Source organism: Massilimicrobiota sp. An134 (assembly GCF_002160815.1).
Classification (GTDB): domain Bacteria; phylum Bacillota_I; class Bacilli_A; order Erysipelotrichales; family Coprobacillaceae; genus Allocoprobacillus; species Allocoprobacillus merdigallinarum.
Genome location: NZ_NFLH01000001.1, coordinates 149,041 through 161,621, shown reverse-complemented (window position 1 = coordinate 161,621; position 12,581 = coordinate 149,041). Strand labels below are relative to the sequence as shown.

General features: G+C 32.4%; 13 protein-coding genes. 9 read left to right on the top strand and 4 right to left on the bottom strand.

All coding sequences use genetic code 11. From position 1 onward, the window contains the following. Nucleotides 1-16 precede the first annotated feature (16 nt). From B5E79_RS00950 to B5E79_RS00920, 7 genes are all read left to right on the top strand, one after another. Complete coding sequence (locus tag B5E79_RS00950; RefSeq protein ID WP_087245748.1) at nt 17-343, top strand: cyclic-di-AMP receptor; 327 nt, start codon at nt 17-19, stop codon at nt 341-343. 41 nt (nt 344-384) lie between these two features. Continuing rightward, nucleotides 385-1,995, top strand: coding sequence for a GNAT family N-acetyltransferase (locus B5E79_RS00945; protein WP_087296628.1), 1,611 nt, complete (start codon nt 385-387; stop codon nt 1,993-1,995). 140 nt (nt 1,996-2,135) lie between these two features. Beyond that, on the top strand, nt 2,136-3,716 hold the full coding sequence (locus B5E79_RS00940; RefSeq protein WP_241147422.1) for a DEAD/DEAH box helicase: 1,581 nt from the start codon (nt 2,136-2,138) through the stop codon (nt 3,714-3,716). Nucleotides 3,717-3,868: 152 nt separating this feature from the next. Beyond that, nucleotides 3,869-6,505: a pyruvate, phosphate dikinase gene (ppdK, locus tag B5E79_RS00935; RefSeq protein ID WP_087296627.1), complete on the top strand. Its 2,637-nt coding sequence runs from the start codon at nt 3,869-3,871 to the stop codon at nt 6,503-6,505. A gap of 94 nt (nt 6,506-6,599) precedes the next feature. Beyond that, the gene (locus tag B5E79_RS00930; RefSeq protein ID WP_087245740.1) at nt 6,600-7,595 is read left to right on the top strand and encodes a DNA-processing protein DprA; all 996 of its coding nucleotides are present in this window, start codon (nt 6,600-6,602) and stop codon (nt 7,593-7,595) included. Nucleotide 7,596: 1 nt separating this feature from the next. Then, nucleotides 7,597-8,220 (top strand): rhomboid family intramembrane serine protease, encoded by a 624-nt coding sequence (locus tag B5E79_RS00925; protein ID WP_241147421.1) that lies wholly within the window; start codon nt 7,597-7,599, stop codon nt 8,218-8,220. Between the two features lie 13 nt (nt 8,221-8,233). Continuing rightward, nucleotides 8,234-8,710 (top strand): hypothetical protein, encoded by a 477-nt coding sequence (locus tag B5E79_RS00920; protein WP_087296626.1) that lies wholly within the window; start codon nt 8,234-8,236, stop codon nt 8,708-8,710. Between the two features lie 21 nt (nt 8,711-8,731). Here B5E79_RS00920 and B5E79_RS00915 read toward each other — a convergent pair whose 3' ends face one another. Both B5E79_RS00915 and B5E79_RS00910 read right to left on the bottom strand, forming a co-directional pair. Beyond that, nucleotides 8,732-9,313: a manganese catalase family protein gene (locus B5E79_RS00915; RefSeq protein ID WP_087245736.1), complete on the bottom strand. Its 582-nt coding sequence runs from the start codon at nt 9,311-9,313 to the stop codon at nt 8,732-8,734. 12 nt (nt 9,314-9,325) lie between these two features. Further along, nucleotides 9,326-9,751: a spore coat protein CotJB gene (locus B5E79_RS00910; protein WP_224759449.1), complete on the bottom strand. Its 426-nt coding sequence runs from the start codon at nt 9,749-9,751 to the stop codon at nt 9,326-9,328. 112 nt (nt 9,752-9,863) lie between these two features. On the opposite strand from B5E79_RS00910, the gene B5E79_RS00905 reads away from it, so the two are divergent. Next, the gene (locus B5E79_RS00905; RefSeq protein ID WP_087296625.1) at nt 9,864-10,289 is read left to right on the top strand and encodes a hypothetical protein; all 426 of its coding nucleotides are present in this window, start codon (nt 9,864-9,866) and stop codon (nt 10,287-10,289) included. A 71-nt stretch (nt 10,290-10,360) separates the two neighbouring features. Beyond that, nucleotides 10,361-11,635 carry an O-acetylhomoserine aminocarboxypropyltransferase/cysteine synthase family protein gene (locus tag B5E79_RS00900; protein ID WP_087296624.1) on the top strand — a complete coding sequence of 425 codons (1,275 nt, stop codon included), beginning with the start codon at nt 10,361-10,363 and terminating at the stop codon, nt 11,633-11,635. Between the two features lie 41 nt (nt 11,636-11,676). On the opposite strand, the gene def is transcribed toward B5E79_RS00900, so the two are convergent. Both def and B5E79_RS00890 read right to left on the bottom strand, forming a co-directional pair. Next, the gene (def, locus tag B5E79_RS00895) at nt 11,677-12,246 is read right to left on the bottom strand and encodes a peptide deformylase (protein ID WP_087245914.1); all 570 of its coding nucleotides are present in this window, start codon (nt 12,244-12,246) and stop codon (nt 11,677-11,679) included. A gap of 73 nt (nt 12,247-12,319) precedes the next feature. Beyond that, on the bottom strand, nt 12,320-12,532 hold the full coding sequence (locus B5E79_RS00890) for a hypothetical protein (RefSeq protein ID WP_087245912.1): 213 nt from the start codon (nt 12,530-12,532) through the stop codon (nt 12,320-12,322). Between the last annotated feature and the right edge of the window lie 49 nt (nt 12,533-12,581).

Sequence of the window (12,581 nt, the reverse complement as noted above, 5' to 3'; positions counted from 1 at the left end):
AGAAAGGAGTCAGACTATGAAACTCATAATTGCAATTGTAAATAATGATGATAGTAATGCTGTTCAGACAGCATTGACTGAAGGTGGTTTCTTTGTTACGAAGTTAGCAACATCTGGTGGTTTTTTAAAGAAAGGAAATACAACTTTCTTTATCGGAACAAATGATGATAAAGTGGATCCAGCACTTGAGATTATAAAAGCTCATGCTAGAAAGCGTGTAGAAAAGGAACCTACGGTTCCACCTACTGAAATGGGAGAATTTTTTACACCTATCATGGTGGATGTCTTAGTTGGTGGAGCAACTGTCTTTGTAGTAGACGTAGATCGTTTTGAAAAAATTTAAAAAACAGCTTAAGCTGTTTTTTGTTTGTAAAGGAGAATATTGTGGAATTAAGAATTTTAAGAGGACATGAAATTAAAGAAGCAGCGCAACTTTTTTATAATGACCAGCAATCCTTATTAGAAATACTCACTCTTTCTCGCCAAAAGAAGCTATTTTTTATTGGAGCTTTTGAAAAGAAACTGGTAGGGGTTATTGGGATTTATGAATTTCAACACATCAAATATTTATGCGTTTTAGAAAGTTATCGTCATCAAGGCATTGCCAGTGATTTGATACGTAAAGCTATACAATTATCTTGTGATGATTTATATGTGACTGTTTCTCAAACATTAGAGCCTTTATATAAACAATTGGGCTTTGAAATTCTCGAAGATCAATTAACAGAACAAAAACTTGTTTATCGCCATCAAATTCAAAAACGTTTTACTCATTATCAGCAAGTTCATGATTTTATTGCCAGTCAAAAGCAACGTGTTTATGCCCTGGATAATTTCAAATGTTTTATGAAAGATATGGGGAATCCTCAAATTTTATTGAAATCTATTCATATTGGTGGAACAAATGGAAAAGGTTCAACAACGAATTATATACGTTCTGTATTACAAAATGCAGGTTATAAAGTGGCAACTTTTACATCACCTGTTTTAGTAACACGTTTAGAAATTATGCGTATTAATAATCAGCACATTCAAGAAGATGAAATTATTACCTATGCAAATCGTTATATGGATTTATGTTTGGAATATGAACTTTCTATGTTTGAAATAGAAGTTTTTATTGCGATTATGTTTTTTATTAAACATCGTGTTGATTTTGCAGTTTTTGAAGTTGGATTGGGTGGTGACTTGGATGCAACAAATATTATCTATCCAATGATTTGTGCCAATACCAATATCGGTTTAGACCATGTTGAATATTTAGGAAATACATATGAACAGATTGCACGTACAAAAGCTGGTATTGTTAAAGAAGGGATTCCCTATGTAACAGGTGAAAAGAAGAGTGAATGTTTAAATGTTTTTCAGAATATATGTGACAAATTGCATAGCCCACTTATACAAACAAGACATATAGAAAATATTCAAGATCATGGTTATTATTTAACCTATGATTATCGTCATTATCATGTAAGATTAAATACATCGGCCATTTATCAATGCCAAAATAGTGCGTTAGCCATAGAAATATTGGAATATTTAAAAGAGTATGAATATTTAACCTATACTGATGAACAGCTCTTAAATGGCTTATTAGAAGCAGCCTGGGCAGGGCGCTTTGAAACTGTATGTCAGCATCCGCTTATTATTATTGATGGAGCTCATAATAAGGAAGGTATAGAAGCTTTTTATCAGTCAGCTAAAAAATATTCGCATATAAAAATTATTTTTAGTGCTTTAAAAGATAAAGATACGCACGCTATGATGGAAATGTTGTTAAAACTAACAGATGATATTACTGTTTGTGAATTTGATTTTTATCGAGCACAAACCGTTGAAAAATTGGCAGAAAACTTTCCTGTTAAAATTGAAAAAGATTGGCATAAAGCCATTGATCAGGCATTTTTACATGAAGGTGTTGTTTTTGTAACGGGATCACTTTATTTTTTAGCACAGGTAAGGCCTTATATTTTAGAACATCAAAAAAATAAATAAAGAGTTGTGTTTTTGTAGAGAGTATGATATTATCGCATAGAAAAGAAAAAAGTAAGTCGGGAAAAATCTTTTCCTGACTTTTATTTTGAATGATTTGTATGACGTTTGCCTTGATTTTGTCGGATACAAGGTGAATGTAGATGAAAGAGAGGTTATATATGCAACAAGTCACTTTTTATGATTTAGGTTTATCAAAACAAGTTTTACAAGGTATTGAAATGATGGGGTATGTGCTCCCTTCTCCTATTCAGGAAAAAGCTATTCCTGTATTATTGGAAGGAAAGGATATTATTGGACAGGCTCAGACTGGAACAGGAAAGACTTTGGCTTTTGGAAGTGTTTTATTGTCTAGCATTAACAAAAAGGATGATGGAGTAAAAGCTTTAGTATTATCACCAACCCGTGAGCTTGCATTACAGATTGATGAAGAACTTCGACGTATTGGTAAGTATACGAGTTTATCTATTGTCAGTGTTTTTGGTGGAAGTGAAATAGAAAAACAGATTCGTTCTTTAAAAAAAGGTGCAGATATTGTTGTTGGAACACCTGGACGCGTTTTAGATTTAATGCGTCGTAAAGCATTAAAATTAGATTGTGTTGAATGGCTCGTTCTTGATGAAGCGGATGAAATGCTGAATATGGGATTTATTGATGATATTGAAACGATTTTACAAACCGTTCCTGAAGACAGACATACAGTTTTATTCTCAGCTACAATGCCAAGTGATATCAAGAAAATAGCAAGTTTTTATATGCATGAAGATTATCAGCATATTCAAATCAAAGCCAAAACAATGACAGCTTCTACAGTTTCTCAATATTATTTTGAAACGAAAGTCAATCGTCGTTTTGAAGTTCTATGCCGTATTTTAGATTCTCGAGAAATGGATAATGCGATTATATTCTGTAAAACAAAGCGTTCTGTTGATGAAGTTGTCGCAGCTATGCAACAAAAGCATTATAATGTTGAAGCTATGCATGGAGATTTATCACAAAACCAAAGAATGAATACGTTAAGAAGATTTAAAACTGGACAAATTCAATATCTGGTTGCGACAGATGTTGCAGCAAGAGGAATTGATGTGGACAATATTTCACATGTGATTAATTATGAATTGCCTCAAGATGAAGAATTGTATATTCATCGTATTGGAAGAACTGGTCGTGCCAATAAAAAAGGTGAAGCCTATTCTATTGTGACATCACGTGAGAGAAATTTCTTAAAAGCTATTGAAAAACATACACATAGTCATATTGAAAAATTAGATATTCCGGCTATTGAAGATATCTTTGATCAAAAAGTTAAAGAATTATTGTTTGATGTACAGGAAATCATGCTTAAAGGAAATATGAAACCTTTTCAAAAGATTGTAAAAGATATTCCACAGCATATGAAAAACGATGTGATTGCAGCATTACTTGCTATGTGTTATTCTCAAAGAGTTGGATATGATTATCAAAGTCTTAATGAGATGAATAAAGAAGAACAGCGTATTTTTATGACAGTAGGTTCAATGGATAAAGTTAATGTCAAAGATATTATTGATTTTTTTGTACGCTATGCAGATATTCCAAAAAGAGAAATTGGAGATATCACAATCAAAAGAAAGTTTACTTTTGTTAATCTAAGTCCAGGGGCTGCTCAAAAGGTTCTTGACTATTGTTATAATCAAAAAATTAAAGGAAGACGTGTTCGTATAGAATTAGCACAGGACGAATAAAAAACAACGAATGGCTCAAATAAATTTAAAAGAGAGTGAATGAATTTTGAAAAAAGATTCATTCACTTTTTTTAAATTCCGTCATTTTTTTATTGAATGTAAGCACTCACATAGTGTATAATATGAAAAGTAGTAACAAAGGAGGAAGTTATATGAAAAAATATGTCTACTTATTTAGTGAAGGAAATAAAGACATGCGTAACTTACTTGGTGGTAAAGGGGCTAACTTAGCTGAAATGACAAATATTGGTTTGCCTGTACCTCAAGGATTTACTGTTACAACTGAAGCCTGCACTAGATATTATGAAGACGGGAAAGTGATTGCTAAAGAAATCGAAGACCAAGTTTATGAAAAACTTGCTGAATTAGAAAAAATTACAGGAAAAACAATGGGGGATGCACATAATCCATTACTTGTTTCTGTACGTTCTGGGGCAAGAGCTTCTATGCCTGGTATGATGGATACAGTTTTAAATTTAGGAATGAACGATGAAGTGGCTAAAGGATTTACTGAAGCGACTCAAAATCCTCGTTTTGTTTATGATAGCTATCGTCGTTTTATTCAAATGTTCGCTGATGTTGTTATGGGATTCCCAAAAAGTTCATTTGAACATATGTTTGATAAAGTTAAGGAAGAAAAAGGTGTTGAATTTGATACAGATTTAACAGCTGATGATTTAAAAGAAGTTGTAGAAATCTATAAAGAAGAATATAAAAAACATGCTGGTGTAGATTTCCCTCAAGATCCTAAAGTACAAATGATGGAAGCTATTAAAGCCGTGTTTAGATCATGGAATAATGATCGTGCAATTACTTATAGACGTTTAAATGATATCCCAGGAAGCTGGGGAACAGCTGTAAACGTTCAAGAAATGGTTTATGGTAACCGTGGTGAAACTTCTGGTACAGGTGTTGCCTTTACAAGAAACCCTGCTACTGGTGAAAAGAAATTATATGGTGAATACTTAATGAACGCTCAAGGTGAAGACGTTGTTGCTGGTATTCGTACACCTCAAACAATTGATACATTAAAAGAAGTTATGCCAGATTGCTATGATCAATTTGTAAAAATTAATAAAATCCTTGAAGATCATTACAAAGATATGCAAGATATGGAATTTACAATTGAAGATGGTAAATTATTCATGCTTCAAACACGTAATGGAAAAAGAACAGCTGCTGCTGCTTTAAAGATTGCTGTTGATCTTGTTAATGAAAGTATGATTACTAAGGAAGAAGCTTTATTAAAAGTTGAACCTAAACAATTAGATCAATTATTACATCCAAACTTTGATGATGTATCATTACGTTGTGCACAAGTTGTAGCTACTGGTTTAGCTGCTTCTCCAGGTGCCGCTACTGGTCGTATCTATTTTACTGCTGAAGATGTTATTGAAGCATCAAAGAATGGTGTTCAAGATATCTTATTAGTTCGTCTTGAAACTTCACCTGAAGATATTGAAGGTATGAATATTGCTCATGGTATCTTGACAATTCGTGGTGGTATGACATCACATGCTGCAGTTGTTGCCAGAGGTATGGGAACTTGCTGCGTTTGTGGATGTGGTTCATTAAAGATTGACGAAGAAAATAAAATTTTAACTACACCTGATGGTAAACAATATCATGAAGGTGATTATATGTCATTAGATGGAAGCACTGGTAATGTTTATGGTGAACAAATTAAAACTGTTGAACCAGAAATTAGTGGTGATTTCGAAACATTCATGGAATGGGCTGACGAAGTACGTAAATTACAAGTTCGTACAAATGCTGATACACCTAGAGATGCTTTACAGGCACGTAAATTTGGTGCAGAAGGTATTGGTCTTTGTAGAACAGAACATATGTTCTTTGAAGAAGAAAGAATTTTCAACTTCAGACGTATGATTACTGCTGAAACTGAAGAAGCAAGAAGAGAAGCACTTGAAAAAATCTTACCTTATCAAAGAAGTGACTTTAAAGAATTGTTTAAAGCTATGGAAATTTATCCAGTAACTATTCGTTTCTTGGATCCACCTTTACATGAATTCTTACCTCATACTGATGAAGAAATTCGTCCACTTGCTGAAAGCTTAGGTATGACTTTTGATGCTTTAAAAGCTCGTGTTGAATCATTAAAAGAATTCAACCCAATGATGGGTCATAGAGGATGCCGTTTGGCAGTGACTTATCCAGAAATTGCTGAAATGCAAACAAGAGCTGTTATTGAAGCAGCTATTGCAGTCAATAGAGAAGGACAAAATGTTGTTCCTGAAATCATGATTCCTCTTGTTGGAGATGTTCATGAATTAAAATATGTTAAGAAAGTTGTTTGTGATACAGCAGATAAGATTATTAAAGAAGCTGGTGTAGAATTACCATATAAAGTTGGTACTATGATTGAAATCCCAAGAGCTGCTTTAACTGCTGATAAAATTGCTGAAGAAGCTGAATTCTTTAGCTTTGGAACAAATGACTTAACTCAGATGACTTATGGATTCAGCCGTGATGATGCTGCTAAATTCTTAGGTGATTACTATGGTAAACAAATCTTTGAATCAGATCCATTTGCTAAAGTAGACCAAGAAGGTGTCGGAGAATTAATGAGAATTGCTATTGAAAAAGGTAAGAAAACTCGTCCTGATATCAAACTTGGAATCTGTGGTGAACATGGTGGAGAAGCAAGCACTGTTGAATTCTGCCATAAATTAGGATTAACATATGTTTCATGTTCTCCATTCCGTGTACCATTAGCACGTTTAGCTGCTGCACAAGCTGCTGTTAAAGAAAAAATGGGAATTGAATAATTGAAATACAAAGGGTATGATGCATTATCATACCTTTTTTTATCGACGGATTTATCCAACTATGATATAATAATGGCAAAGTGCAGGTGGTTTTATGAAAATACAGTTAAATTTAGATAGCTTGGCTGTTCTTTTATTTTGTGGAGATTTGGTTGTTGATAATACAGCCGCTCTTTCTCAAGATGAATGGTATAATGTAGAACGTAAATTGAAAAGTTCTACTAAAAAAACGCCATCTAAATTATTTGGTATGAATAAAGATACATTGATAGATATTTTAGGTATTGAAGAATATATTGCTTATAAGATGATTGCAAGATTATCAACAATTAATGAATTGTTATTTGCTTTGTCTAATCTTGAAAATGAGGGCATTTCCATTACTACAAAATACGAAGATAATTATCCTACTGTTTTAACGACAACTCTAAAAAAACGAGCACCTTTGTATTTATATTATGTTGGTGATATGTCTTTGACTCAAAATCATATGGTATCTGTTGTAGGACCACAGGAACTTGAAAAGAGGTTAAATACTTATACAAAAAATATTGTCACAAAAGTTTATGATGAGCAAAAAGTATTGGTTGCTAATGGAACAAAGGGAACAGATGCATATGCATTGAAAACATTTTTAAATTTAGGTGGAAATGCAATCTGTTTTGTAAGTGATCATATGTTTGATAAAAAGAAAACTTATTCTCGATATATCAAAGATGGACGTATGTTACTCATGAGTGCAGTTGATCCATTTGCATATTTCAATGTAACGAATGCTTTAGATCGAAATATTTACGTTTGTGGTTTAAGTGATATACAAATTATTACAGCTACACATATTAATAGTGGTGCAGTATGGTTTACGACGATTCAAAATTTTCATTATCATTGGACTAAACAAATGGTTCTTGATGATAATCGTTATGGTGGTAATATTCGTTTGTTGGAAATGGGAGCTATAAAAATGAGTTATGATGATGTTTTGTCATTGTTAACACTTGATCAGATTATTGAAAAAAATGAAGTTGTAAAGGAGGAGGAAGAAGTTCTTGTAGATCAAATGTCTATCTATGAGTTCTTGGATGAATAATATGTTAAATAGGTTGATATGGCAATTTAAGAAAGCTCCAATTACAGTTTCTCTGATTGGTATATGTATTATTGTTTATATTTTAAGTTTTTTTCTGTTTGGTGAAGAAATGACAGCTTATGAGGGCCTATTTTTTGGTGGTTATAATCCTGTATATGTAATGGTAACGCATGAATATTATCGTCTTTTTACAGCTAATTTCATTCATTTTGGTTTTCTTCATTTAGCTGTGAACTGTTATTCTCTTTATGGTTTGGGGATGTTTATTGAAAAATCACTGGATTTTAAAAAATATCTTATTTTAATTATTGTCACTGCTTTTATGACAACTGGACTGCCTTATATTTTTTATCTGTTTACTGGATATGGGGCTAATGTTGTAAGTGGTGGAATTAGTGGTGTTATTTTTGGATTGATTGGAGCTTTAGGAGCTTTAGCTTTACATTATCACTATATTTATATGGATATTTTCAAACAATTAGCACCTAATGTTATTTTGATGTTGGTTATTTCATTTGTTATTCCATCCATTTCATTATCAGGACATTTAGCTGGTTTAGTGAGTGGATTTATTTGTACATATATTTTATTGATGTTTAAACATCAAAAACATGTTATTCATTAATTGGAGGTAAGTTATGTCATTTCAGGATAAATACAAAGAATATAAAGAAAGACAAGAAGCAAAGAAATATTTTCGTTCTAATAATGATCAGTTTTTAAATTCTGCACAATGGAGTAAAGTTATTGGTTTAGGATTATTGACTGCCATTGCGAGTGGTGTAGTACTAGGAATTGTGATTCACTCTTTACATATTACTTCATCATTATTTTATATTATATGTGCTTTGGTTGTTGCTGGAGCAGTGACTAAAATATCACAAATTCATTCATCACAAATGGCTATTTTAAGTGTGATTTTAACTGTTATCTGTTATGTCGTGGGAGAAATGACTATGATCTATCTTCCTTTACATGAAGCAGGTATGGGTATGCAATTTATATCATTGTTAGATATTTTCACTTTAAGTGTTCGTTCACTGTTTGTAGGAGATTTGTTTACAACAGTTGTTGCACTTATTGGATTATTTATTGCTTATGCTTCAGCAAAGTAAAAACCCGAATTTTTCGGGTTTTTAACATTTTGAAGGAAAATCAGGTTGATAATATTTTTGAACATATTCTTCATAAAGTTCTCTAAATCTTTCATAATGAACAATTTCACGTTGTCGTAAGAAAGATAATGGAGCAAGTAAATCAGGATCACGTGTTTGGTTCATCAAGTTTTCATAAACGGCTCTGGCTTTTTGTTCAGCGGCACAATCTTCCGCTAAATCAGCAACAGGATCACCAGTTGATGAAAAGACCATAGCATTAAATGGAACACCATTGGCATCATTAGGGAATAAAGCACAGCCATGCTCAGTATAATAACTTTGTAAACCAGCAGCTTTAATTTCTTCCATTGTTGCTCCCTGTGTTAATTGATAAACCATTGTTGATACCATTTCCATATGTCCAAGTTCTTCAGTACCGATATCGGTTAATAAAGCTTTTCCTTTTTCATCAGGCATTGTATAACGTTGTGTAATATAACGTGTTGAAGCAGCAAGTTCACCATTAGGTCCACCAAATTGTGTAATGATGAATTTGGCCATAGATAAATCTTTATTTTTAATGGAAATAGGATATTGTAATTTCTTACTATAAATCCACATTTTTAAACCTCCTTAATCTTTTTGATATTCCCAAGGCCAAGGACCTTGTATCCATTCAAATGGGATTTTATTTTGAGTGTTTTGTACTTCTAAAGGACCATATCTCTTTTCAAATACATCTTGGCTTTGTTTTGCCTTTTGAATATATTGTTCATATAATTGAATCATTTTTTCATCATGAGGATGCATATCTAAATAGAGATTGATTTCATGTGCTACAAAATAATACATCTGAACTTCTAGTAACGCTTGTTGACGTGCATTTTCAGGTTGTAGACAATAATTAGAAAATCCCTGATAAGACATATAGAGATCTTTAAATAAATTACCTAATGAAATAGCTTCCTGTGGATCAAAAAGAACAGGTTGACATTGTCTTGTTTGATTTGACATATAAAATGGTGAAAAACAGTTTTTATCTTCTTGAAAAATATTCATATAAACCTCCTTCCATCATAACATATGATTTGATTTATGAAACGATAAGGACACATGTTTATTTTCAGTTCATATTTTGTTTTTATAATAAAATAGAAAGGTGGCTGGTTTTATGAAAGTTCAAGTTGTTTATACAACGCATTGCAAAGATGCAAAACTTTTAGCAGAAGACATGGCAAGATATGCACGAACTTATGCCAAACCAATAACAGATTTTTCTTTTCAGGAAGACATTGATCTTCTGGTTATTGGATTTGAAGAATATCCATGTTTAAAAGATAAAGAATTAGAAAATTTTATATGTCAGCTATCTCGTCAACATATTCGTAATCTGGCATTATTTAACTTATTTTGTTTTAAAAGCAAAGAAATGGAAAAAATCATTCAATTATGTTTAAAACAAGACTTACCATTAATGAGAGAAACATATTCTTGTAAGAAGTCATTTAAAACAAAACATCATTTAGATGATGATATCATCTCTGGTGGTCGTGTATATATTGAAGATATGGTAAATATTTGTAATCATTATTATTGAGCTATCTATGGAATAGCTTTTTTTTGTATTTTATTTGTGATACAATATCTTTCATAAAAGGGGGAATATGAATGTCAAAGAAATATCAATTTGAAACATTGCAGATACATGCAGGACAAAAACCTGATCCTGTAACAAAAGCAACAGGTGTACCACTTTATTTATCTAATGCTTTTACATTTGATAGTGCTGATCAGGCAAAAAATATTTTTGCCTTAGAAGAAGGTGGCTATTTTTATTCACGTTTATCTAATCCAACGGTAGATGTTCTACAACAAAGAATGGCTGCTTTAGATGGTGGTGTAGGAGCGGTAGCTTTTGCCTCTGGGACAGCAGCTATCATGGGATTGATTATGACTGTTTGTCAAAGTGGTGATGAAATTATTGCTGCAAATAATTTATATGGTGGAACAATTGGTTCATTATCAGGAACAATGCAGGGAATGGGATTTACTTCTCATTTTGTTAATCCACGTGATTTGGATACTATGGAGAACTTAATTAATGAGAAAACAAAAATGATATTTGTTGAATCAGTGGGTAATCCTAATGGTGATATGTTGGATTTTGATGCGATTAGTGAAATTTGCCATCGTCATGGTTTATTATTTGTCGTAGATAATACAACTCCAACGCCTTATTTATTTAGACCTATTGAACATGGTGCTGATTTGGTTGTTTATTCTACGACAAAATATATTGCTGGACATGGAAATGTTATGGGAGGAATCATTGTGGATAGTGGCCGTTTTGATTGGCATAATGAAAGATACCCATTGATGACAACACCTGATAAAGCTTACCATGATATTGTTTATGCAGATTTAGGACAAGAGGCTTTTTGTACAAAAGCTGTTGCGAAAACATTGCGAGATTTAGGTGGATGTATGTCGCCATTTAATGCGTATATGACTTTACTTGGATTAGAAACATTATCTTTACGTATGGATAAACATGTTGAAAATTCAAGAAAGATTGCTGAGTTTTTACAAAATCATGAAAAAGTGGAATGGGTAAGCTATGCTGAGTTAAAAGGCCATTCATCATATGATTTATGTCAGAAATATTTTCCAAAAGGTTTTGGAGGATTGTTTACTTTTGGAGTAAAGGGTGGTTTAGAAGCTGGAAAATCAGTTATTAATCATATTCAACTTTTTACTCATGTTACAAATTTTGCTGATTCTAGAAGTCTACTCACACATCCTGCATCAACAACACATGCTCAAATGAGTGAAGAAGAAAGATTAGCTGGAGGAGTGCAACAAGGAACAATTCGTATTTCTGTAGGATTAGAGAACGTTGATGATCTGATTGCTGATTTAAATCAAGCATTTGATCAAATTTAATCAATAAAAAAGCCTTATGAAATAAATTTCATAGGGCTTCTTTATTCAACAATCATAGCATTAGGCAAAGGTGCCTTAGGATTGTTTTTATTGAAATGATCATAGAAAAGAACACCGTCAAAATGATCGAGTTCATGTTGTAAACAAATAGATAAAAATCCTCTTGCGACAATAGTGACATCTTGATGTGTTAAAACATCATATCCTTTGACAGTTACTTTTGCATGTCTAGGAACATATCCATCTTTTTCCTCATTGACACTTAAACATCCTTCACCATCTTTTAAATAAGATTGTTTTTCTGTATAAGAAACAATTTTAGGATTAACAAGAGCATAGTCATCGGCTTTTTTTATATTTCCATCCTGATCGTATGTCAAAACATGAATAGCACACATTCTTTTTAAAATACCTAATTGTACTGCTGCGATTCCAACGGCAGGACGTAATTGATATTTTTCAGAAAGCTCTTCATCTTGTGAATTCACAAGAAATTCATGCATATCTAATAATAATTGTTCGTCTTCCTGGCTAAGAGGCATCTCTACAGGTTGAGAAATCTCACGAATCAAAGGATGATGATCATCAATAATATCTTTCATTAAAATCATGTTGTTAATCACCTCGCCATGTATTGTATCATAAACGAAAAAAATATGCTAGAAATCTAGCATATTTTTTGGATTAACAAATTTTTGTGCAACCACAGATAATAAGCAATAAGAAGACAACTAAGACAATAGCAAACCAAGTGCATCCATTATTGCAGCTAAATCCACCACAACTTGTTGTCATGACTGGAAAACTGTTGCAGCCACCACATCCAAATGGATTAAATCCAAATGTTGGCATGAAGCTATTGCATCCACATCCTCCGTAATTATAACAAGAGTTCATTGAAATCCCTCCTTTCACTTTAAACTATTCTTTATTTACAAATTTGCTA

What these genes read in the sequence shown, in the direction of transcription:
- B5E79_RS00915 (WP_087245736.1), bottom strand. Translation starts at nt 9,313, where the DNA reads ATGTGGATTTATAGTAAGAAATTACAATATCCTATTTCCATTAAAAAT.
- ppdK (WP_087296627.1), top strand. Translation starts at nt 3,869, where the DNA reads ATGAAAAAATATGTCTACTTATTTAGTGAAGGAAATAAAGACATGCGT.
- B5E79_RS00940 (WP_241147422.1), top strand. Translation starts at nt 2,136, where the DNA reads ATGAAAGAGAGGTTATATATGCAACAAGTCACTTTTTATGATTTAGGT.
- B5E79_RS00930 (WP_087245740.1), top strand. Translation starts at nt 6,600, where the DNA reads ATGAAAATACAGTTAAATTTAGATAGCTTGGCTGTTCTTTTATTTTGT.
- B5E79_RS00900 (WP_087296624.1), top strand. Translation starts at nt 10,361, where the DNA reads ATGTCAAAGAAATATCAATTTGAAACATTGCAGATACATGCAGGACAA.
- def (WP_087245914.1), bottom strand. Translation starts at nt 12,246, where the DNA reads ATGATTTTAATGAAAGATATTATTGATGATCATCATCCTTTGATTCGT.
- B5E79_RS00890 (WP_087245912.1), bottom strand. Translation starts at nt 12,532, where the DNA reads ATGAACTCTTGTTATAATTACGGAGGATGTGGATGCAATAGCTTCATG.
- B5E79_RS00920 (WP_087296626.1), top strand. Translation starts at nt 8,234, where the DNA reads ATGTCATTTCAGGATAAATACAAAGAATATAAAGAAAGACAAGAAGCA.
- B5E79_RS00925 (WP_241147421.1), top strand. Translation starts at nt 7,597, where the DNA reads ATGTTAAATAGGTTGATATGGCAATTTAAGAAAGCTCCAATTACAGTT.
- B5E79_RS00905 (WP_087296625.1), top strand. Translation starts at nt 9,864, where the DNA reads ATGAAAGTTCAAGTTGTTTATACAACGCATTGCAAAGATGCAAAACTT.
- B5E79_RS00950 (WP_087245748.1), top strand. Translation starts at nt 17, where the DNA reads ATGAAACTCATAATTGCAATTGTAAATAATGATGATAGTAATGCTGTT.
- B5E79_RS00910 (WP_224759449.1), bottom strand. Translation starts at nt 9,751, where the DNA reads ATGAATATTTTTCAAGAAGATAAAAACTGTTTTTCACCATTTTATATG.